The sequence below is a fragment of the Syntrophales bacterium genome (assembly GCA_023228425.1).
In the GTDB taxonomy this organism is placed as follows: domain Bacteria; phylum Desulfobacterota; class Syntrophia; order Syntrophales; family UBA2210; genus MLS-D.
This window is the reverse complement of sequence record JALOBE010000004.1, coordinates 1-22,245: the sequence shown is the minus strand read 5'-3', so window position 1 is coordinate 22,245 and position 22,245 is coordinate 1. Positions and strand designations below refer to the sequence as shown.

The 22,245-nt window shown below is 54.6% G+C and carries 17 protein-coding genes, 1 tRNA gene and 1 riboswitch; of the genes, 12 read left to right on the top strand and 6 right to left on the bottom strand.

Annotated elements, in window-relative coordinates; translation table 11 throughout:
* The first annotated feature begins 46 nt into the window (after nt 1-46).
* From M0Q23_02340 to M0Q23_02290, 11 genes are all read left to right on the top strand, one after another.
* Nucleotides 47-1,852, top strand: a complete 1,806-nt coding sequence (locus M0Q23_02340; protein MCK9527484.1) for an AMP-binding protein — start codon at nt 47-49, stop codon at nt 1,850-1,852.
* Nucleotides 1,853-2,575: 723 nt separating this feature from the next.
* Nucleotides 2,576-3,562 (top strand): diaminopimelate dehydrogenase, encoded by a 987-nt coding sequence (locus M0Q23_02335; GenBank protein ID MCK9527483.1) that lies wholly within the window; start codon nt 2,576-2,578, stop codon nt 3,560-3,562.
* Between the two features lie 135 nt (nt 3,563-3,697).
* Nucleotides 3,698-3,867, top strand: a riboswitch (cobalamin riboswitch).
* Nucleotides 3,868-4,444: 577 nt separating this feature from the next.
* The gene (locus tag M0Q23_02330) at nt 4,445-5,467 is read left to right on the top strand and encodes an iron ABC transporter permease (protein MCK9527482.1); all 1,023 of its coding nucleotides are present in this window, start codon (nt 4,445-4,447) and stop codon (nt 5,465-5,467) included.
* A gap of 4 nt (nt 5,468-5,471) precedes the next feature.
* Nucleotides 5,472-6,248: an ABC transporter ATP-binding protein gene (locus tag M0Q23_02325; protein MCK9527481.1), complete on the top strand. Its 777-nt coding sequence runs from the start codon at nt 5,472-5,474 to the stop codon at nt 6,246-6,248.
* Nucleotides 6,249-6,588: 340 nt separating this feature from the next.
* Entirely contained in the window at nt 6,589-8,643 is a 2,055-nt protein-coding gene (locus tag M0Q23_02320; protein ID MCK9527480.1) for a TonB-dependent receptor, read from the top strand.
* A 381-nt stretch (nt 8,644-9,024) separates the two neighbouring features.
* Nucleotides 9,025-9,993, top strand: coding sequence for a cobalamin-binding protein (locus M0Q23_02315; protein ID MCK9527479.1), 969 nt, complete (start codon nt 9,025-9,027; stop codon nt 9,991-9,993).
* Nucleotides 9,994-10,644: 651 nt separating this feature from the next.
* Complete coding sequence (locus M0Q23_02310; protein MCK9527478.1) at nt 10,645-11,265, top strand: MotA/TolQ/ExbB proton channel family protein; 621 nt, start codon at nt 10,645-10,647, stop codon at nt 11,263-11,265.
* On the top strand, nt 11,262-11,723 hold the full coding sequence (locus M0Q23_02305) for a biopolymer transporter ExbD (GenBank protein MCK9527477.1): 462 nt from the start codon (nt 11,262-11,264) through the stop codon (nt 11,721-11,723). Before M0Q23_02310 ends, M0Q23_02305 begins: the two co-directional genes overlap by 4 nt.
* Nucleotides 11,720-12,457 (top strand): energy transducer TonB, encoded by a 738-nt coding sequence (locus M0Q23_02300; protein ID MCK9527476.1) that lies wholly within the window; start codon nt 11,720-11,722, stop codon nt 12,455-12,457. Before M0Q23_02305 ends, M0Q23_02300 begins: the two co-directional genes overlap by 4 nt.
* A gap of 238 nt (nt 12,458-12,695) precedes the next feature.
* Complete coding sequence (pyrE, locus tag M0Q23_02295) at nt 12,696-13,277, top strand: orotate phosphoribosyltransferase (GenBank protein MCK9527475.1); 582 nt, start codon at nt 12,696-12,698, stop codon at nt 13,275-13,277.
* 427 nt (nt 13,278-13,704) lie between these two features.
* Entirely contained in the window at nt 13,705-13,926 is a 222-nt protein-coding gene (locus M0Q23_02290) for a divalent-cation tolerance protein CutA (protein MCK9527474.1), read from the top strand.
* Here M0Q23_02290 and nfi read toward each other — a convergent pair.
* The gene (nfi, locus tag M0Q23_02285; protein ID MCK9527473.1) at nt 13,901-14,596 is read right to left on the bottom strand and encodes a deoxyribonuclease V; all 696 of its coding nucleotides are present in this window, start codon (nt 14,594-14,596) and stop codon (nt 13,901-13,903) included. The two genes, M0Q23_02290 and nfi, sit on opposite strands and share 26 nt — an antisense overlap.
* 323 nt (nt 14,597-14,919) lie before the next feature.
* Nucleotides 14,920-15,855 (bottom strand): bifunctional riboflavin kinase/FAD synthetase, encoded by a 936-nt coding sequence (locus M0Q23_02280; GenBank protein ID MCK9527472.1) that lies wholly within the window; start codon nt 15,853-15,855, stop codon nt 14,920-14,922.
* 157 nt (nt 15,856-16,012) lie between these two features.
* Between M0Q23_02280 and M0Q23_02275 the strand changes: the two genes are divergently transcribed.
* Nucleotides 16,013-16,099: transfer RNA gene (locus M0Q23_02275), tRNA-Leu, on the top strand.
* 1,011 nt (nt 16,100-17,110) lie between these two features.
* On the opposite strand, the gene M0Q23_02270 is transcribed toward M0Q23_02275, so the two are convergent.
* From M0Q23_02270 to M0Q23_02255, 4 genes are all read right to left on the bottom strand, one after another.
* The gene (locus M0Q23_02270; GenBank protein ID MCK9527471.1) at nt 17,111-18,805 is read right to left on the bottom strand and encodes an ATP-binding protein; all 1,695 of its coding nucleotides are present in this window, start codon (nt 18,803-18,805) and stop codon (nt 17,111-17,113) included.
* Complete coding sequence (locus M0Q23_02265) at nt 18,806-19,834, bottom strand: SIR2 family protein (GenBank protein MCK9527470.1); 1,029 nt, start codon at nt 19,832-19,834, stop codon at nt 18,806-18,808. It abuts the gene before it with no gap.
* A 95-nt stretch (nt 19,835-19,929) separates the two neighbouring features.
* A complete protein-coding gene (locus tag M0Q23_02260; protein MCK9527469.1) occupies nt 19,930-20,715 on the bottom strand; it encodes a nucleoside 2-deoxyribosyltransferase in 786 nt (261 codons plus the stop codon).
* Nucleotides 20,716-20,791: 76 nt separating this feature from the next.
* Complete coding sequence (locus M0Q23_02255; GenBank protein MCK9527468.1) at nt 20,792-21,658, bottom strand: hypothetical protein; 867 nt, start codon at nt 21,656-21,658, stop codon at nt 20,792-20,794.
* Nucleotides 21,659-22,245 lie beyond the last annotated feature (587 nt).

Here is a 22,245-nt window from a genome sequence, read left to right as displayed (position 1 = left end):
GCCCTGTTCTTCGGCCACAGAATCCGTCGTTCAAGGGGGTTGTACCATGGTAATCGACACGCTGCCCAAGGCACTGCTGAACATAGCAGAAAAACAGCCGAATCGGGTGGCAATGCGGAGAAAATACCTGGGAATCTGGCGGGACATCACCTGGGCCGAGTACCTGGAAAAGGTCAAGCATGTGGCCCTCGGGCTCCACGCCCTGGGGGTCAGGTATGGCGAGCACGTATCGATCATCGGAGAAAACCGTCCCGAATGGCTCTACTCAGCCCTGGGGGCCGTCTGTGCCGGCGGTGCCTGGGTGGGCATATACACAACCAATCCGCCTCCCGAATGCGAATACGTGGTGGGCCATTCAGACTCGGTAATCTACATGTGCGAAGACGAGGAGCAACTGGATAAAGCACTCGTTTTCAGAGAAAAAACACCCAAGCTACGGAAACTCATCGTGTGGGAATTGGAGGGGCTCAAACATTTCGAAGACCCCATGTTCATGAGTTTCGACGAACTGCTCGAACTGGGCAGAAAGACGGACCAGGACGATCCCGGCCTCTTCAAAAAGCTCGCGCTGCAGGCAAAGCCCGGAGACACGGCGGGCATTATCTACACTTCGGGAACGACGGGACCGCCAAAGGGCGCCTTGCTCGCTCACGAAGGCTACCTCTGGGTGGGACAGGCGGCCCGGTCCATCCTGGACACCACCGTCGATGATGAAACGATCTCCTTCCTTCCCCTGAATCACGTCTACGAACAGATATTCGATATCATGTTCCATCTCTCAGTGGGACATATCGTGAACTTTACTGAAAACACGGACACCGTCATGGCGGACATGCGGGAAGTGTCGCCCACGGTGTTCCATGCCGTTCCACGCATCTGGGAAAAATACTACTCCGCTATCGTGCTCAAGATGGCCGACGCAACCTGGCTGAAGCGGACACTCTATGACATTGCCATCACCATTGGCACCCGCTACAACAACAAGGTCATCGCCCGGGAAAAGGTTCCGCTTCACCTGGCCCTGGCCTATCAGGCGGCCTATTTCGTCATCTTCAGAAAACTCAAGAAGCGGCTGGGATTCGACCGGGTTCGCTTTGGCGCTTCCGGCGCCGCTCCCATCTCCCATGAAGTGCTGAAGTTTTTCCTGAGCATCGGTATCCCGATCCGCGAAGGTTACGGCATGACGGAAACCACCGGGGTTACCCATATATCGGAAGAGAAAAACTACAAAGTGGGGACGGTGGGGCGGCCCCTGCCGGGCACCGAGGTGAGAATCGCCGATGACGGCGAGATCGTGGTCAGGCACAAGGGCATTTTCAAAGGCTATTACAGGGATGAGGAACTGACGAAGGAAGTCCTCCGGGACGGATGGATGTACACCGGCGACGTGGGCGAGGTAGATGATGAGGGGTTCCTCAAGCTGACGGACCGGAAAAAGGATCTCATCATCACGGCGGGAGGGAAAAACATCGCTCCCCAGTATATTGAGAACCTCCTTAAAACGTCCCACTATATCAACGATTCAGTGATCATCGGCGACGGCAGAAAATACCTGACGGCCATCATCGTCATCGACGAAGAGAATGTCACCAAGTTCGCCCAGGACCGGAAAGTTCCGTTCACCACCTTTGCCAGTATGACCAGGGCACCGGAGGTTGTCGAGCTGATCCAGGAAGAAGTGGACAAAGTGAACCGCCAGCTTGCACGGGTGGAGAACATACGGAAGTTCCGCATCCTGGACAAGAAACTCTATACCGAAGACGGCGAGGTGACACCCACCATGAAGGTCAAGAGAAAGGCGATCAACACGCAGTTTGCCGACCTGATCGAGTCCATGTACCAGGAGCCTTGAATTCCGTCGCCGCGAAGAGCGTTGTACAGCCCGTTTGGAGGAGCGATCTCGGCCCGTCAACGAGACGGGCACTGTAACTCCAGTCATTTCGAGAAGCGCCTTAAGGCCCGTCACTTCGGGGAGCACCTTAAGGTCCGTCATTTCGAGGAGCGAAGCGACGAGAAATCCTGATGATGGCCGTTAGTGAAAGATTTCTCCCTCCGGTCGAAATGACAAAAATGGCTGGTATTCAAAACGCTCCTTGTCATTGCGAGGAGCGCCTTAAGACCCGTCACTTCGGGGAGCATCTTAAGGCCCGTCACTTCGAGAAGCATCTTAAGGCCCGTCATTTCGAGGAGCGAAGCGACGAGAAATCCATGTCCCGAGCAAAGCGAGGGATCTTTCAGACTTCTCACATGCGTTCGAAGTGACAGGGGAATGTTCGAAGTGACGGGGGAACGTTCGAGGTGACCTTTAAAAATGTCATTTCGAGGAGTGTTTAATTCCGTCACTTCGGGGAGCACCTTAAGGTCCGTCATTTCGAGGAGCGAAGCGACGAGAAATCTTTCCTTGATATCGACATGACACAATCGACAGTTGTGCAAAGGTTGCACTCAGCGATCGGAACCGGGCTCATCGAAGGATGCATCACCCGATTCCAGGGTGCTTTTTTCTTGACAGGGCCTTCCCCGCGCCGATAGACTGCCTCTCGGTTTCTTCACGACAGAACCCGAAAGGACACCCTTGAGCGAACGGATCAGAATCGGCATTATCGGCTACGGCAACATCGGGCAGGCCGCCGAGAAAGAGGCGGCATCGGCCCCGGACATGGACGTCCGCGGTATTTTTACTCGAAGAGCCCCCTCGTCGATCACGCCGGCCAACGGGGAAATACCGGTGTATCACGTCGATGACGCGCCCGCATTCATACCGGACATCGACGTTGCCATACTCTGCGGCGGCTCCGTCACGGACCTTCCTGAGCAGGGGCCGCGATTCGCGGGAATGTTCAATACCGTCGACAGCTATGATACCCATGCCCGCATTCCCGAATATTTCGAGGCTGTGGACGCTGCGGCACGACAGGCGGGAACCACGGCGGTGATCGCCACCGGATGGGACCCGGGCCTCTTTTCGCTGGTACGGGTCCTCGAGGAAGCCTTTCTGCCCCGGGGAACGAGTTACACGTTCTGGGGGCCCGGTGTGAGCCAGGGCCACTCCGACGCCATTCGGCGGATAGAAGGGGTTCTGGACGCCCGGCAGTACACCCTCCCCACCGACAGCGCCCTTGACCGGGTCCGGTCGGGAGACGAGCCGATCCTGTCGACAGGAGAGAAACATCTCCGGATCTGCTACGTGGTAGCCCGGGAAGGAGCCGACCAGGCGGCTATAGAGGCATCAATCAAAGCCATGCCCCACTACTTCGCCGGGTACGACACCCGAGTAACGTTCATCTCCCCTGAAGAAATGCGGGAACGTCACGGAGCCATGCCCCACGGCGGCTGTGTCGTACGGTCGGCCCGAACCGCCGACAATTCAAAACAACTGATGGAATTGTGCCTGAAGCTGGAAAGCAATCCCTACTTCACGGCGAGTATCCTGATCGCCTACGCCCGCGCCGCCTTCAGACTGAACCGCGAAGGCTCCGTAGGAGCGAAGACGGTCTTTGACATCGCTCCCTCCTATCTCACAACACGCACATCTGAAGAACTCCGCCGCACCGAACTGTAGACATGTACGGAAATATCTCCTGACACCGGAAGACAGTACCGCACAATTCCATGTCAAAAGCACCTGACATCCCGGGGTGTTGCTAACATCATCAAAAAACATTTGACCCCATATCCCCGATCATGTAGTATGCCGTCTATTCATATCGCCCATGGATGTGAGGAAGAGGGGTGAAAAGCCCCCGCTGCCCCGCAGCCGTAAAGGGAACGAACGTCCACCATGTCACTATCACGCCCGCGTGATGGGAAGACGGACCAGTAGGTCGCCCTGAGCCGGAATACCGATCCATGAGGAAAACCTCGAGGGAGGTGCGTCGCGAAGCACTCGTTTTGCACAATTAATGTACAATCGCTGTCTCCACCGTCGTAATCGGTACCGGCGAGGCGTGTCCGGCCCCCAGGCCCGAACCCCACTGGTGCATCTGAAAAACTGCCCGTTATGTAGTTCCCACAAAGGCGGAAATCCGGAAGCACCCGCGGGGATGGAGCTGTCCAGCCGGGCGTGACAGGTCCTTGACACGTAGTATCCCCCCGGCAAAAGCAAACGAGACCTTTCATTGTGTCATTTCGAGGAGCGTCTTAAGGTCCGTCATTTCGAGGAGCGGAGCGATTTTGTCATTTCGAGGAGCGAAGCGACGAGAAATCTTTCCTTGATATCGAAATGAGGAAATGCACACGGCACACTGAAATGGCGAAATGCACACAACCCGCCGAGAGGGATGAATGTCCGGTACCTCCCGGGATGACAGAATATACAAGGCTCAAAGTGATGAGACAGTACGTGTCTTCAAGGTGACAAAATTTTGAATGATCCGCGAAACGACATAACTCGAAATCCCCGTTTCGGCCTGATACGAAAGGGCCTCGCGAGGAAAGGACTCGTATGAACACAAGGGTGACTTTTCCCCGCGTTCTGGCTGTGACGGCACTGTTTGCGCTGCTTTTCGCCGTGACGCTTGTGTTTTCCATGGCCATCGGCCCCACGGGAATCGACATCCCCGGCGCTGTTGAGGAAATTATTCGATCCTGGACCGCCGACGCCCCCGTCCCCGCCACGGTGGACCGGGTCATCCTGTTCCGGATCCGCCTCCCCCGCCTGCTTTTTGCCGGCATCACGGGAGCTTCTCTGGCAACGGCGGGCGTTCTGTACCAGGCGCTCCTGCGTAACCCCCTGGCGGACCCCTTCATCCTGGGAATTTCCGGCGGAGCCGCCCTGGGGGCGGTGGTCGCCATCATTGCCGGCCTGGGCGCCTTCTTCTGGGGAGTACCCGCCCTTTCCTTTCTGGGCGCCGCCTGCGCCATGACACTGGTCTTTTTCATCGGCCGGACGGGAACATCGCTTCGACCCGCGACACTTCTTCTTGCCGGTGTGATCGTGAATGCCTTTTTCTCGGCCCTGATCATGTTTTTCCTGTCCCTCAGCACCAGCGGGGAGCTGCTGGATATCACCCACTGGCTCATGGGCAACCTGGGATCCGCCGACCGGGTGAACCTGAGCCTGCTCTTCGCGCTCCTGGCAGCGGGATTCTGTATCGTTTACGCCCATGCCCGGCCGTTGAACCTGATCGTCCTGGGTGAGGAAACGGCGGGACACCTGGGCGTCAATGTCGAAGCCGTAAAGCTCACGCTTTTTATAACGGGATCACTCCTGACGGCCCTGGCCGTCGCCTTCAGCGGGATTATCGGATTTGTGGGCCTCATCGTTCCCCACATGGTTCGTATGATTTTCGGTTCCGATCACCGGATCTTACTGCCGGCGGCTTTCTTCTTCGGAGGCATTTTCCTCATGGCAGCGGACACGCTGGCCCGTTCGGTGATCCCCTATGCCGATCTCCCCGTGGGTGTCGTGACAGCCCTCTCCGGGGCTCCCTTTTTTGTCTACCTCCTGAAACGAAGGGACCGGTAGTACCATGAAGGCACTCTTCCTCGAAGGAATCTGGTTCCATTATCACGACGGCCCCTGGGTACTCGAGGATCTGTCCTGCAATTTCTCGACAGAAGACTTCTGGGGAGTAATCGGGCCCAACGGCTCGGGAAAAACGACACTCATCAGGATAATCAGCGGCCTCGCCGTTCCGCAGCGGGGAAGAGTGTCCCTGGACGGTCTGAATATGCAGGATATGAGGCGTGCTGACATCGCCCGGCGCATCGCCGTGGTACCCCAGGACAGCAGTCCGGTCTTCCCTTTTTCCGTCGAGGAAGTGGTGCTCATGGGCCGGGCCCCCCACCTGGGCCGCTTTCAATTCGAAAGCGACAGCGACCTCGCCATTGCCCGGAACGCCATGAAGCGGACGGGGCTGTTGTCCTTCGCCCGGCGGAGCATGACCGAATTGAGCGGTGGTGAGCGTCAACGGGTACTCATCGCCCGTGCCCTTGCCCAGCAGCCCCGGATGCTGCTCCTGGACGAGCCGACGGCTTTCCTCGACATCAAGTACCAGAAGGAAACCTTCGACCTGCTGACGGAACTCAATCGGGAGCAGGGACTGGGCATCATTGCCGTCACCCACGACCTGAACCTGGCGTCGCTTTACTGCGAGCGGCTGCTCCTGCTTTCGGGAGGAACCATCCACTCCCTGGGCAGCCCGGAAGAAGTCATCACCGAAGAGCGCGTCACCGACGTCTACGAAACAGACGTTCGGGTGGAACGTGACGCGAAGTCGGGGCGACCTCGGGTCATGATCAGGTGAGAACTTTGAATTGTGTCATTTCGAGGAGCAGAGCGATTTCGTCGTTTCGAGGAGCAGAGCGATTTTGTCATTTCGAGGAGCGTAGCGACGAGAAATCCATGTCCCGAGCACAGCGAGGGATCTTTCAGACTTCTCACATGCGTTCGAAGTGACAGGGGAGAGGTCGAAATGACACAAGAGACAGCCCTCAAAGAGCTCAAAGGAAACAACCTTGACGGCTTCAGAAAAAGTCCGGATGTTTAATTGCGCTCTCAAGGAGCTTTGTACAAAGCCGCCCTCTATCAGACGTTTTCCGGACTTTTTACGAGAACATCAACCTTGAAAGGATAGGAGTGATTTCATGAAACATCTCACACTGTTCCTTGCCGCAACCTCGATCCTCTTCGTCAGCCAGACAGGATGGGCCCAGCACGCCCGGGGAACGGAACAGGAACACACCGTCGTGCTGGAAGAGGTAGTAGTGACAGCCACCCGTGGGATCGAAGAGGTTCGCAAGATCCCGGCCAACGTGAGTGTCATAACCGCCGATGACATCGAACAGTCGGGGGCGACATCCGTCGTGGAGCTCCTGGAAAAGCTGGAAAGCGTCAATGTCCGATCTTACAGCGGCAACCCCTCGGAAGCCATGGTCGATCTGCGCGGCATGGGCGGCGACAACCCCTTCGGCACGGTACTGGTCATGCTCGACGGACGGCGACTCAACCGTCCCGACATGCACTCCATCAACTGGCTCCAGGTTCCCCTGGCCACAATCGACCGCATCGAGGTGGTCCGCGGATCCGGGGCCGTTCTCTATGGCGACTCCGCCGTCGCCGGTGTGATCAACATTATTACAAAGAAAGGTACAGGACCCCCCACCCTCGATGCGTCGGTCATGATCGGCAGCTACGGCCTTCACAACGAACGGCTCGGGGTATCCGGCTCGAAGGGAAACCTTTCTTATAGCCTGTTCGGTGAAAACCTGAAAACCTTCGGATACCGGGAGCGATCGAAGTTTTCTTCCCGGGGAGCCGGTCTCGACGTGGGGTATGCCGCCACGGATACCATCAAGCTGTCTTTCGGCTTCTCCTGCAACGAGACAGACTATGACATGCCGGGAGCGCTTACGAAAGCCCAGATGGCGGTGGACCGGAAACAGGCCCAGTCTCCTGCCCACCTGAATGACGAGTCGTCCGATCGTTACAGTAACATCCATATCCTCATGGAAAAATACCTTGGCGATTCCGGTGAATTTTCTTTGGGAATTGCCTATGGATCGAAAAAACTGGAGCCGGATATGCCCTCCCAATGGTCGAACCAGTACAACACCTACGATATGGGAACCCTGGCGATAACGCCACGCTACGTCCTTGAAAGCACCATCGCGGGACAGACCAACAAGCTTACCCTGGGACTGGACTTCTACAGGGAAACGATGGACCTCGACAAGTACGGCGATCCGGGACGATCAGCCAGGACCCATGCCATCGAGTTCACGAAACGCAGCATCGGCGGCTATCTTCGCAACGAATTTTCCCTGCTGCCATCACTTGTTTTGAGTGCCGGCCTGCGTGCCGAACAGGCAACCATCACCGGCGGCTATCACAACGCCGCCGATCCCACGGAACGATTCGACCAGACGAAAAAAGTACACCGCGCAACAGCGTGGGATGCGGGTCTTACCTGGCTCTGTGGAGAAAAATCGAACCTTTTCGCCACCTACGGCACCTTCTTCCGGTATCCCTTTCTCGATGAACAGGCGTCCTATCTCGGCTTTCCCATTACCTTCCTGGAGAACCTGGACAAGGAACGGGGGCGCTCTTACGAGGTGGGAGGGCGGTTTTCCCTCCTGGAAAACCTTCGGGTCGGTCTTACCGCCTACAGGATCGACATGAAAGACAAAATCGTTTACGTTGGTCTGTGGCCCACGGGACAGAACAGGAACCTGGACAGTACGCGCCACGAGGGTCTGGAGTTCAACGCCCGTTACCGGCTTGACGATCTCTTCACCATGGAAGGAAACGCCGCCTTCAGCCGTTCAAAATTCCGGGAGGGCATCTGTAGTGGGAACGATGTGCCTATGGCTCCTCGATTCATGTCCTCCCTGGCCTTGGAGATTGTCCTGCCCGGCGACCTTATTTTCCGACCGGAAGTTCATCACGTCGGTGACGCCTTTCTTGCCGATGACTTCGACAACAACACGGAAAAACTGGAAGGACGAACCACGTTCGACCTCTACCTCCACTATCGTCCCGTCCTCGAAAGGGTTGAGCTACGCGCCTTCCTCGGGATTGAAAATATCACCGATGAAGAATACGCTACCTACGGCTTCGACATGCAACAGTGGGGAGGCGACAACACCTACTATCCCGCTCCGGGTCGCACCATCAAGGGAGGGCTGTCGGTCCGGTTCTGAATCGAGACCTTTAAATTTTGTCATGAGACCTTTCATTGTGTCATTTCGAGGAGCATCGCGACGAGAAATCCCTGTCCCGAGCGCAGCGAGGGATCTTTGAGACTTCTCACATGCGTTCGAAGTGACAGGGGAAAGTTCGAAGTGACTTTTAAAAATGTCATTTCGAGGAGCGTAGCGACGAGAAATCTTTCCTTGATATCGAAATGACATAATCGACAGTTGTGCAAAGGTTTCGACAGGTTTTCAAACGGTCGTTACACCCTGGATGTACCTTGGCGGGCACTATAGCCTACCCCGGCGGGAATAACAGGATTCCTGATACGGGGGAAATACCAGGCTCGCCGGTTTTCTACGGACCCTTCAAAAAAGGTCATCATTGCAATGAACGGACACGCCAAGAGAACCACCATCGTCACCGTTTTCACGGTGGCCTGGTGCATCCTCCTCATTCTCCTTCTGCTTCCGCGCCTTCCCGCCCGGGCGGAAGCGGCTTGCTACACCGACGCCCTGGGCCGGACCGTCATTATTCCAGAGCCCCCGAAACGGATCGTATCGCTTGCGCCTAATATCACGGAGACCCTCTTCGCCCTGGGCCTGGATGAGGAGATCGTGGGCGTCACCACTGACAGTCGTTACCCCGGCGCGGCCCTGGACCGGCCCAAGGTGGGAGGATTCACCTCCCTTTCACTGGAACGGATCATCGGTCTCGACCCGGACTGCATCATTGCCACCGTCGATGGCAACCCCAGGGAGACAGTGATCCAACTGGAGCGGGCGGGCTTTCCCGTGTATGTCACGAATCCCCGGGACCTGGAGAGCATGCTCGCCATGATCGTCGATCTCGGCATCATTACGGGGACATCCGAGAGGGCGATACTTCTTGTGGACGATCTGGGCCGTCGCCTGGACCGGGTGGCCGCGCGCCACGCCGGCAGAGCGAAACCCCGGGTGTTTCTCCAGGTTTCAGCTGATCCGCTCATAACCGTCGGTGGAGGAACCTTTCATGAGCGGGCCATAGAAACAGCGGGCGGCATCAACGTTTTCAGCCATTCCGCCATCCGCTACCCGAGGGTGAACATGGAGATGGTCATCGCCGCAATGCCCGAGGTCATCATCCTCGCGTCCATGGGCACCGAAACGACCGGACGGTCCCGGACAGAGCGCTGGACGTGCTGGAGGGACATCCCCGCCGTCACCGGCGGCCGTATTTACTCTATCGACCCGGACATACTCTACCAGCCGACGCCGCGGCTCGTCGAAGGAATCGAAACACTGGCGGCCTTCCTTCACCCGGCGGAAGAGACAGGCCCTGAAGACGTGCCGGACGCGGGAACAGGAGAGTTTTTTTAACCCCGTCATTCCGAGAAACATTGTGCGTTCCGTCATTTCGAGGAACATTGCGCGTTCCGTTACTTCGAGAAACGTTTAATCCCGTCAGGAGAGCGTTGAATTCCGTCATTTTGAGGAGTGTTTAATTCCGTCATTTCGAGGAACATTGTGCATTCCGTTATTTCAGGGGACATTGTGCATTTCGTTATTTCGAAGGACATTGTGTATTTCATTATTTCGAGAAACGTTGAATCCCGTCAGGGGAGCGTTGAATCCCGTCATTTTGAGGAGTGTTTAATTCCGTCATTTCGAGGAGCGAAGCGACGAGAAATCTTTCTCTTCTAGTGCGATCTCTTCAGATTTCTCCCTCCGGTCGAAATGACAGGGAGGGCAATCGAAAAGACAGAGAGAGCGGGCAAAATGACGGAAGAGGGCGGTCGAGACGACGGAAGAGGGCAGTCAAGCTGACGGGGAGGGCGGTCGAGACGACGGAAAGAGCGGGCAAACTGGCGGGGAGGGCGATCAAAATGATAGAAGAGGGCAGTCAAACTGAAACAATCGAGCGATATAGAACAATCTGAAGAACACGATAGACCTGTTGAAATGAAACAGCGGTCGTAACACCGCAAACGACGCTTCTTCAACGCTCGCATCAAAGGAAAGGTTCGCAACATGATCGACTATTTCTGCCGGGGCGGTCCCGTCATGTATCCGCTTCTGTTCTGCTCCATCCTGTCCCTCACCGTTATCATTGAACGGGCCCTGTTCTGGATTCGTCAGGGGCGTGACAGCGACTTTGCCGGAATCGAGAACTTCATGGCCTGCGTCGAGAAAAACGACCTCCAGGGTGCCCGCCGGCTGGCTGAAGGTTCCCGTGATCCCCGCATCAGGGTGCTTGTCTGCGGTATGGTCCACCGGGAGTTCTCTCTCCGGGAAGCCCTCCAGATGGCCGCCGGCGAAGAAATCAGCCGCATGAGACGCTACCTGCCCGTTCTGGACACCATGATCACCCTGGCTCCGCTTCTGGGAATCCTTGGAACCGTCACGGGTATCATCTTTTCTTTCACCATCCTTGGAGAGGCCGGCGTTAACAATCCCGCCGCCGTTACGGCCGGAATCGGCCAGGCACTGATAACCACAGCCTTCGGGCTGGTCATCGCGATCTTCAGTCTCATCCCCTACAATTATTTTTCCGATCGTGTTGAAAAGGCGACGGACGAGATTGAAAAATACGCCACAACCCTTGAAATGCTCGTGGAAAAAAACAAGAACGGAAAGGGCGACGGCCGATGAAGATCGCGCGACCCCGGCGACACAAGGCGCGCATCGAGATGATCCCCCTCCTCGATGTCATTTTTCTGCTACTGGTCACGTTTATCCTCTTTTCCATGACCATGACGGCCCAGAAAGGCATCAGCCTGGAGCTCCCCGGTGCCGGCACCGCTTCGGTTGAAAAGGGGGCGCCCGTCACTGTCTCCATCGATGCCGACGGGACCATATTCCTTGAAGGCCACCGGGTCGAACCGTCCACACTGTCCCGACAGGTCACCCTGCTGCTCCGGGGAGATCCCGATCAGCGAGTCATGGTTTCCGGTGACAGGAACGTCTCCTATGACCGGATTATCTTCGTCATGGACGCCATCCGATCGGCGGGCGTGACGGGCGTTGTGCTCGAAACAACAGGAAAAGCGGGAGAGGGGGAAGCCGGCGAAAGAACCTTCAAACCACCAGGGGAGTCTTCAGAGAGATGAGAGAAACGGGACGCTTCGGTATCGCCCTGGTCATCGCCCTGGCCCTGCACGGGTCCATGGCCGTGCTACACCTGCCGAAGCCCTTCTCGCCCGTAATGCTGAAAATCCCGTCAAAACGAACATTGGAGGTGTCTTTCGTCGGGACAAAACCGGACGCGTCGGTTCAGGCCCGTCCCGGCGAAAATGAGCCCGCGCAACCGGGAAAACGACAGCGGCCTGTTGAGGCAAGCCCCTGGGTGACGGCCCATCCTCGAGACAACCATGGGCAGCACCGACCTCCGGCGCTGGCGGCGGCACCCTCAAAACGTCCACAACCAGCCCCCGAAACGAAGTCGAAGAAATCGGTTGAAAAACCGGCCGAAGATGCACTACCCTTGCGGCAGCGACCGGAAAGAACGGCGGATGAGACCGAACCAGACCGGACTGGTCGGAAACAGGCAGGTTCAGTCGTTCCAGCCCTTCCACGGTACCGTGGCAATCCGCCCCCGGAGTATCCCTTGGCTGCCCGCAGGAGAGGCTGCGAAGGACTGGTGGTGCTTTCGGTCACGGTGGGAACAGACGGGAGCGCCCGGAACGTCGAAGTCACGCATTCATCAGGACACGAACTCCTGGACAGAGCAGCCCTCAACACGGTCCGCGCATGGCGGTTCGATCCGGCAACACACCGGGGCGTTCCCTTCGTCATGACCGTCGAGGTTCCCGTCAGGTTCGAGCTGCGAGATGAACGATGGTGAGAGCAATGGTACCGGAAGGCTTCAACGCTTTTAAAAAACTATTGATTATGTCACTGCAACCGCAATCCCCATCATTGCGACCGCTCTTTCCGTCATTTCGACCGGAGGGAACCGGAGGGAGAAATCTTTCACAGTGGCGATAGTCAAGAAAGATTTCTCGTTGCCGCACGAGTCGGTCACGGGGCTACCCATGATGAATACATAAAAACAGCAAATCGCCTGGAGGAGATACAACAACATGGATCAGGATGCCATAAAAACGCGACTTCGGGAGATGGTCATCGAAAAGTCATTCCGCTATCGGGACGATCCTCCCTTCACCCTGGCGTCGGGCAAGACCAGCACCTATTACTTCAACTGCAAACCCACGACCCTCGACCCGGAGGGAATGAACCTGGTGGGAGCCGTCCTTTTCGACATGGTCGCCGACCGGGATATAACGGCAGCGGGGGGACTCACGCTGGGCGCCGATCCACTGGCGAACGCCCTGTCCATCATTTCCTGGCAGCGGGGGAGGCCCATCAAGTCCTTTGTCGTGCGCAAAGACGCCAAGTCACACGGAACCCAAAGCGCGCTCGAGGGCAATGTCGAAGCCGGCGAACGGGTCATCGTCCTCGATGATGTCATAACAACCGGTGGTTCGACCATACAAGCAATACATCGGGTCCGGGAGGCGGGACTGGTCGTCGATTCGGTGATCGCCTTCATCGACCGCGAAGAAGGCGGCAAGCAGGCAATAGAAGCGTTCGTACCCGACGTTCGGGCGATCTTCAGCCGCACGGAGATTATGGACTACTACACAAGGATGAAGAAAGCCTGAGACCTTTAAACCTATCGATTGTGTCATTTCGACCTCTCCCCCGTCACTTCGAACGTTCCCCTGTCACTTCGAACGCATGTGAGAAGTCTGAAAGATCCCTCGCTTTGCTCGGGACATGGATTTCTCGTCGCTTCGCTCCTCGAAATGACAAAATGAAAGGTCTCTGAATTGTGCCGCCTGAAGAAGCGCTCACAGTGCCGTCATGTCCAAAAGCTCTCAAGCTGCCTGTTATTTCGAGGGGCACCCACATACCGTCATTTCGAGGAGCGAAGCGACGAGAAATCTTTCTCCGCAGCCATCCTGCCGTCATTGTGAAAGATTTCTCCCTCCGGTTCCCTCCGGTCGAAATGACGGAAGGGGGGCAGTCGAAATGACAAGGAAACGTCGGTGACGGAAGGGGGGCAGTCGAAATGACAAGGAAACGTCGGTGACGGAAAGAGCCGCTGGTGACGACAAGAGGCGGTCGAAGCAACGGAATGAACCGGAAGCGATGCTTCTGATAAAGACCGCCGCCGGCCGATACACAGCCGTCGAATCATGCATAGAAGAGAACCACAACTACGATGTACCTGAAATCATAAAACTGCCCGTCCAGGGAGGGTTCGCGCCCTGCCTTGCCTGGATCAACGAGGAGACTGCCGGAGCATGACGCGCAGCCGGTTGACGGCCAGGTGGGCTTGCCGCGTCGGCTCAGGCAACCGGTAGCCTCGGCAGCAGGACAGGACGATCTCGAGCGCGCTCTCCAGTGAAATGTTGTGGCCCGGGGATATATAGAGAGGCTTTACACGGTTCTTCGTTCGAAGGACGGCTCCCACCCGTTTCCCCCGGTGCTCGAGGGGGGACGAATCTCCCCGATCGCAGCCCACATCGTCATATTCACCACAAAGACGGCTTTTGGCGCATCCGATGCTGGGCAGGTCAAGCAAAAGACCCATGTGCGACGCCAGCCCCAGACCCCTGGGATGCGCGATGCCCTGCCCGTCGAACAGGACAACCTCCGGCTCTGTTCGAAGGTCTCCGAATGCCGCAAGGAGCGCCGGTCCCTCCCGAAAGGAAAGAAGACCCGGGATATAGGGAAAGTCGACCGTGACAGCCCGACAGGATTCTTCCACGGTCTCCATGCTCGCGAAATCAAGGACAACCACGGCGGCGTACATGACGTTGTCGCCCCGTGAATAGGAAACGTCGGCGCCGGCCACGAGCGATATCCGATCGGGCAAACCCCTGTCGCGCAGGATCACCCGGCCCGCCAGATCCTTTTGGATACGCGCCGCCCCGGCGTAATCCACCTTCCAGTCGTGAAAATGTCTGATGTTCATCGCATGGAAACGGACTGCGCCGTCACACCCCTTCAACGGCTTGAGACGTTTGAAAAACTATCGGTTGTGTCATTGCGACCGCCATCCCCGTCACTGCGACCATTCCAGTGGGTCATTTCGACCGCCATCCCCGTCATTTCGACCATTCCAGTGGGTCATCTCGACCGTCCCATTGTGTCATTTCGACCATTCCAGTGAGTCATTTCGACCGCCATCCCCGTCATTTCGACCGCAGGGAGAAATCTTGCAGGATGATGATACCAAAGAAATAATTCTCGCCGTTGGGCTCCTTAAAAAAGACACGATTCATAGGTCCCGGATCGTCACGAGGAAGACTCCCGGGCAAGAATTTCTTTTCCCCTGAGGATGTCTCGTGAAATCTGTTCGGCCAGTTCCGTTGGTCCCGGAAATTTCATTTCGTCACGCAGACGTTCGACAAAAAGAATGGTCACATCCTTTCCGTAAATGTCTCCCTGAAAATCGAACAGGTGCCCTTCAATGGAAAGCTGGTTGTCGCCGAACGTTGGGTTGAAACCGATGTTAAGGACGCCCTCGTAGCGCCGATGGTCGATAACGGCGTAGATAACGTAAACGCCGACCCTGGGTATGACCTTTTCAGACGCGATATTGGCCGTGGGAAACCCCATGCCCGTACCCCGGCGGTATCCCTTCACCACGGTGCCCCTCACGTCATAATAACGTCCCAACATTCGAGACACCAGGCGGACGTCGCCGTCGAGAATGGAAAGGCGGATGTTGGTGCTGCTCACCACGGTGTCCCCGACGGAAACGGCCTCCACCTGGTGCACGGCGAATCCCAGCCGCTTCCCCTGCTCCTTCAGGAACGCGGCGTTGCCGACCCGTCCTTTTCCGAAGGAATAGTCGTACCCGATGAAGAGCTTCTTCAGGTGAAGGCCTTCCCAGAGGATCGAATTCACAAAATCATGGGCCGTGGTTTCAGCGAAATCCTGGTCGAAACCGATAACAAGCACCGCGTCGACACCGCAGGACTCGATGAGACCGAGCTTTTCCTCCAGCGGCGTGAGAAGGAAAAAAGGACGCCGCTCGGGATGAATGACCTTCTTGGGGTGGGGATCAAAGGTAATGACAACCGTCGGATCCCCCAGGGGACGGGCTTCTTCGATCATGGTTTTGAAAATAAGCCGATGTCCCCGGTGAACACCATCGAAGTTGCCGATGGTTACAATGGAATTCCGCATTTCCGCCGGAATATGGTCGACCGATCTGATTACACGCATCATTATTTCCGAAGGTGTCGTTTCTTCTGTTTTTCCCTGTTTCCCCGTCCGAACCGGATCAGGAACCATATCACATATGGGCATGCTGGAAAACATAAATTACTTGACAAGGATCAAGCCTTACGTATAGTAAGCATCTGCCTTAAACATAAAGCGTGCCGAAGTGGCGGAACTGGTAGACGCGCTAGGTTCAGGGTCTAGTGGGCGTACGCCTGTCCGGGTTCAAATCCCGGCTTCGGCACCATAAGAATTACGGGGGGTTAGCTGAGCAATTGGTTAACCCTCTTTTGCGTTTAAGGGCCCGTGGTCAACGTTTTGGTCAACACTTTTTAAAAACTCTTCGAAAATGATGTTATAGGGGTGTGTCAAATATGCAACAGCTACTTCGTCAGAACGACGAAGCACATGAAAAAAACATGCGGGCATGCTTGCTCAGTAAAAAATTTTGCAAAGAAAACCTGGGAGACGGATCCTAACCGGGCAAGGAAGAAAAATAATCTGTATACATATTTTTCTCGCCTCCGTCAGAGAGACTTGAATAACCAGGCCATGCGGTCCAAAATTCGTAACTATGTGAAGACACTAAACTATACACCCGATGAAATCCCACCGTCAGTCAAACGTTTCCTTGGAGAGGGATGATCAACCACCTATGATCGGAGGAAGACCAGGACATTCAAATACTGAATGACTATTATTCATAATCAGATAATGGCCAGCGAAATCGAATGCCCCTGATCTTTCTGCCCATTATCAACAATAACATATAGTTATCATAAACCTGCTCTGTCAGGACATGTACTGAATGCTTCACATTTATGAATCTCAGCTTTATGACTCCCGCGGGGCTTGCAGGCACAGAAGGAAGAATCGATACTATTTGAATTACTGACTATTTGCGGTCCATGCGACAGAAAATATGCCAAGGATCACAGGTTATATGGGGGTATATAGAAAACAATGTTCACTGTCCCGCTACAACCGCAGCCACTCGATTATTGAATCCTCAAAAATCGGAAAGACTCCATTTTGTCATTCATTCTTACTTTTGCGGTCGGCAAACACGGGCGTCAAACCGGAGCCAGCTTTTCGGCGATAGGGTGCACGTAATAGGTAATAGGTGGGGACTCTCTTTCTCCGAACCTCAAGGACTTAGCTCTGGCTACAGCCACGAATTTGATAATTCAATCGGCGTCCCTCATGGGCCTCCAGATCTGGCCCCGCACCTCTTAATCTCGGCGGGATCTGCTACTCTTCACCTCTCCTGGCTGCGCCAACGCCTAACAATTGCGTCTACGTCCAGATCATCCGGTCCTGTCCTCCACTTATTGTAAAAGTCAACGTCATCACTGTTCGGAACTGGCCTTGGCTTGTCGAACACTATCCGGGTTGGGATAGGGACGGCCTCCCCAAGAACAAGCGCCTCGCCTCGACCCAGGCCCGCAAGAACACTGACTAGATCGCCTTCGCTCTCCGGTACCAGACTACGTATGTAAGACTGATCATCTGGGTTTGTTATTCGCAGACAGATGAAAGTGCCGCATTGAGCCAGTACTGTTTCCGATACTTCGTGAGGCCTCTGGCTGACGGCAGACAGGCCCACTCCGTACTTGCGGCCCTCCTTGGCGATACGCTCCATTGACTTACGTGATCCTGCGAATTGGTTTTCAGCAGCACGAGGAATGTAGACATGGGCCTCTTCACATATTAAGAGGACCGGAAATTCCCGATATTGAGGGTTCCAATAGTTGAACTCGAACGCCAACCGACCTATCTGGGCGGCGACGGTCGGACGAACGTCAAACGGCACCGAAGAAAGATCGATTACAGTAACCGGGACCTTTCTGTCACCAAGACCAACAAAATCACGCAAAAGAGACGATAGCGACGCGGATGTTGAGCGGATCTTCGGCTTCAGAAGAAAGTCGTATCGAGTGTCGTTTAGCTTGCTTTCGATCCGCATCAGGAAACGATCAAAATCACCGAACATAGGTCCTTGCCGGTTTCCAACGCGCTCAATGTTCTTGGCGCGTACTTTATCTAAGATAGCGTCCAGGGAGAAGAAGATGGGTGTATCAACAGTCACTCTCGCGAGGCCGAGAGCCGGGGTAGCGGTGGCGTTCTCTGATTGCCGCCCTTCCAACAGGCAGTCACGGAAGAAGGCTGTTTGATTGGTTGCCTCGCGCTCGCTACGTTCAATCAAGAGATCAACGAGTTCAGCATAAGTCATTAGCCAGTATGGGATCTCTAAATCGCAGGCATCAACGTGCCGAACAGCGGGGTCAGGAAAGGCATAGTAGCAGGTTCCATCGTCCTGTCTCCAGCAATACTCCCCATGAAGATCAAGTATGATGATGTGGGCCTTGGACATGACTTCAATGGTCTTCTGCACCAGGGATGCTACGGTCCAAGATTTGCCTGATCCCGTCTGCCCCAGAATGGCAGAATGTCTCCCAAATAGGTTAGATGGTTCAAGACAAACTCTGAGGGCCGGATGCGTTGCCACTGTTCCAACGGCAAACCCCTTTGAGTAGAACCGCTCAAATAGCTTCGCGATCTCTACGGTTCCGAGCGCATGCACCTCAGCCCCAGTTGTCGGATAGGAGCCGATTCCTCGATCAAACGCCCTATCTGATCGTATTGACCCAATTGGCGTTAGTCGAGCTATTCGCTTCGCAAAAGGGAGCCGCGCAGTATGGTCACCGGGCGTCTCGATCGTTGGAGCCGCCAGTGCTTCCTGTTCGGTCATTCGCGTAACGATGGCAACGAGGTGCACCTCATTCTGACGTACGGCAACATATGAGCCAATCTGGCCGACCGTAATGTCTTCGTCACCTATTGTTACGGTCGGAACTTGGCCCTGTTCATCCTCGACCAGTGTAGCCGTAAGGGTGGTACCCTGAACGTCTATAATGTGTCCTATAACCGTTTTCGAGGATTCCGAATCCATTCAAACCTCCTTTGCGACGCGTTCAAAATCCCAGAAGTCGCGGTGACCCGCACCCAATTCGCCTTTCAATGCACAACGTGACTCCGTGACAATCACAACGTTGGTCTTAGCGTACCAACGGTTCCAAGCAGCTTCAGAAAGCTCTCTGGTAAGTATCAAAACAGTGAAATCTTTTCGCGCGAGTGCATTTTCGATCACGGCATTCACGTGTTCATCGACAAACCCGTATCCCAAACAAATTAACCGGTTTAGTGGTATGGCATCTTGCGCAAGTGCTCCCCGAAAGGCAGACCAGAGGGTTGCGTACGGAGGGCTCATGGTGTCACTTGCCTTACGTCGCTGTGGGGGGATCATCAATCGTTTGGTTGCAGCCGGAAGGCCAACATCAAATGCACATCTACGGACTCCATTTGCAGGGCATTCATACCAGCCTAAAGATCCATGAAGTTTGAATAGCCGAATCGGTCTTGCCGTTTCCTCAAACTGCCTTCCCTTATGCGACCCGCGAATCCGCCCGATACGTTCCTCAAATGTAGCAGGATCAAAAAAGGCATGCTCATTTCCTGAGAATCCGTCGCATAATCGCACCCGGGCCTTTTCTGATGCTCTCTCAATGAGTGGGTCGTAGTTCAGACTGAAAACCTTTACGCCGGGATCTGAACGGAGGCCCAATCGGCGGACAAACTCAATATGAGCATCTAAGGGCGGGGCCAGTGGCTTGAACAATTCAGCAATCGCAGCGGTCACTAGGTGTCTATGCGGGCCTTCATTGGGCAATCCATTATCGAGCAAGTCCAAAGCTTGCTCAATCCCATTAGCCCCTGCATCGAGCTTGGACTGGATTTCATCTCGTTTTGCGGAATCAGCTATGCGTTCCTTGATTTGGTCCCAAAGCTCAAAAGCGAGTGGGTAGCCGACTCCACGCAAATAAGAAGAGCCAGCACCAAGGAGATAACCGACACGCTGCGCCTTCAGTTGTTCGGTGATCTTGATCTCAAGTCTTTCAGTAAACTCAGGCGATATCGTCATATCTGTTCAGGCCAAAAACGGATGAATCACGGGCTGATGCTACTGGACTCTAAACCGCAAAGCGGGCAAACAAGTCTGTTCGCCAGTCCGTGTATTCACTGGTTCGTCTTATGACTTGCCTGCAGTCCGCTGATCCGCCTCTCAACAGCATCCTTCAGCTCTTTGAGATTTCTAAAGAACAAAACAGGATAATAATCTTTAAGGTCGAACTCTAGTTTCGTTCCTTGCCTAGCCACGTAGATGGGTATCTTACCCAGGGCGTGGGCGTAGCCAGCTTCAAAGAAGACATTTGGTCGAGAGTTAGTCAGATCAACAATGACGTGTTCCGCTCTTGAGATAGAGTCGAGGATTCTATCGGTGATCCTCTCGTTTGATTCGGGTTCATCGATTCTCTCGGCACGGACGCCGCACCGGAGCGCTGCCTCCTTTAGCGCATCGAGGACGTCCGCGAGTGCATGGTCGTCGGGATCCATCGGCATGGCAATGAAGGCATAGCCTAACTTGACAAGGCGACGTTGGCCACGAGGGGTTCCTGGAGGAGTAGACTTGAGCAACGGAGAACCGAACAAGACAAGTGCACCCGCCAACAGTTGCTGGATTTGGTGCACGAGAATCGACTTACTGTGATACCTCCGAGATGCCTCCTTCATCTTGGTGTAGTCCTTGCACAGATCGGCGAATAGAGGGGAGAGTTGGGCCAAGTTAGTCAGAATCGCTCGCGCCTCAATCTCCCACGTGACGAGGGCGTCAGAATTAAGGTTCTCATCCGTGACAGTGCCATACATACCTGTGCCTTGGCCCACCCGAGAGATTGAGGGAGCTACAGCGCTTGCCTCGTCAATCAGCCTCTTGAGTATCCCTTTGAACTCCTCTGTTTCCACACCATTCCTCCAATAACGCCTTTCTCACCTGACGGTGTAGAGCGGCCAGCGGGACGACGGTCAGAGTAGGAAAAAGCTATGGTTTTGCTTTACCGAGAATTTCATCACGACTCAGTGGAAAGCGTTGAGCATTCTCAGGATAACAGTCAATGAAAAAATACCGATCTTTTAATTTTACGAAATGCGCGTCCTCTGCATCGAGGCCCTCTTTTATTTTATTCCTCGCCCAATTTACTCCACGTCGCTTTACGTCAAGGTTTTGCATGGCTTGAGTTGTCAAATACTCTATTCGTTCACGGCGACCTTTCCCAATGCAATGACTCTTGTAATATTTTGTGTATGCTCTAATAAACAGCCCTTGAGCACTCATGAAGTGGTATTTACGCTCTATCCTTGCTTCTCCGCTGTTCAAGGCATTGATAGCTGCGTCTCCGTCAAACCTTTCGAAAAACGTTTTATAGAAAGCGCCGAAGTCTTTCTCTATTTCCCCCGCCTTGACTTCGGCTTCTGGGCCAATGATTGCCCAAAACGGTGCTCGATCCATCCTTGTTGAAACATTAATCAAGTGTGCGCCGTTACATGCGGCAAGCACGATCACTAGGTTCAATCGACATGAGTGGTTAATCTCGATTAAGACTTCTCGTAATTCATCCCATTCTACAAATTCCCCGCTAGCCACACTGAGACCGTCGGGACAGCCGTGACATTCAACATGCAGCATCGGATTTATACCACCGGTTTTCGCTTCATCTCGTATCCGTTTCAATACATTCAGGAAATCACATTTAGTTATCGGCTGCTCAAAGGCTACCAGTAAATCTGGATGTTCCAGTTTTGCTCTTTCAAGGTGGTTTTCCACCAGCCTTGTTCCGGTTTTAAGGTCTCCAACCGGCAGGGACTCAATGACCCATAGCTTGTTGAAAAAGGATCTGCCATCCATCATAGTTCGTTTACCCTAACAATAATTATACGGATCGGTATAGACCCCAAACAACGCGATTTTTGCTGTAAAACACGCAGCCGAAATCTTCAGAAAACTGGTTATTACATTCCTGTTATTAGAATGTTAAATGCATTCCTGATTTTTATCTTGGCGTTTTATACGAATCGGCATAAAACTCCACCGGAGTGGCGTTCCAAAATAGAAGAGCCCCGCCTCTTCTAAGAAAACGAGGCAATGGTCAACTCGTCCATATGACCCTCCCGCACGGAATACGGGTGGTATCTTTTCAACGTCCTTCTATCCCGGGGATTGCTATCATGATTCCCATTTGAAACCCACTATATTTTGGAGATTTCCGGGTCTGACAGTTACAGTGAGGAAGCATTGGTCAAAGGAGAAATCTCTCTCCGCTTTCAGTGCGGCTTTCGCCCCGTATTCAATAACCTGGCCACCTCGGCCAAACTGAGGAGTATTTAACCCAGATTTTCCATTAGCCAATTTGTCGGTTTACGTTGCTCCACGTGGCAAGCCTGAGGCATTGGTCCACAATCCGCAAAACCAGGCTCGTTTCCTTCGCGGAACAGACA

Bases quoted from the DNA above. Each gene is read 5' to 3' on its own strand.
- M0Q23_02310 (MCK9527478.1), top strand. From the start codon at position 10,645: ATGATCGACTATTTCTGCCGGGGCGGTCCCGTCATGTATCCGCTTCTG.
- M0Q23_02315 (MCK9527479.1), top strand. From the start codon at position 9,025: ATGAACGGACACGCCAAGAGAACCACCATCGTCACCGTTTTCACGGTG.
- M0Q23_02320 (MCK9527480.1), top strand. From the start codon at position 6,589: ATGAAACATCTCACACTGTTCCTTGCCGCAACCTCGATCCTCTTCGTC.
- M0Q23_02305 (MCK9527477.1), top strand. From the start codon at position 11,262: ATGAAGATCGCGCGACCCCGGCGACACAAGGCGCGCATCGAGATGATC.
- M0Q23_02255 (MCK9527468.1), bottom strand. From the start codon at position 21,658: ATGATGGATGGCAGATCCTTTTTCAACAAGCTATGGGTCATTGAGTCC.
- M0Q23_02300 (MCK9527476.1), top strand. From the start codon at position 11,720: ATGAGAGAAACGGGACGCTTCGGTATCGCCCTGGTCATCGCCCTGGCC.
- pyrE (MCK9527475.1), top strand. From the start codon at position 12,696: ATGGATCAGGATGCCATAAAAACGCGACTTCGGGAGATGGTCATCGAA.
- M0Q23_02265 (MCK9527470.1), bottom strand. From the start codon at position 19,834: ATGACGATATCGCCTGAGTTTACTGAAAGACTTGAGATCAAGATCACC.
- nfi (MCK9527473.1), bottom strand. From the start codon at position 14,596: ATGAACATCAGACATTTTCACGACTGGAAGGTGGATTACGCCGGGGCG.
- M0Q23_02280 (MCK9527472.1), bottom strand. From the start codon at position 15,855: ATGCGTGTAATCAGATCGGTCGACCATATTCCGGCGGAAATGCGGAAT.
- M0Q23_02340 (MCK9527484.1), top strand. From the start codon at position 47: ATGGTAATCGACACGCTGCCCAAGGCACTGCTGAACATAGCAGAAAAA.
- M0Q23_02325 (MCK9527481.1), top strand. From the start codon at position 5,472: ATGAAGGCACTCTTCCTCGAAGGAATCTGGTTCCATTATCACGACGGC.
- M0Q23_02330 (MCK9527482.1), top strand. From the start codon at position 4,445: ATGAACACAAGGGTGACTTTTCCCCGCGTTCTGGCTGTGACGGCACTG.
- M0Q23_02270 (MCK9527471.1), bottom strand. From the start codon at position 18,805: ATGGATTCGGAATCCTCGAAAACGGTTATAGGACACATTATAGACGTT.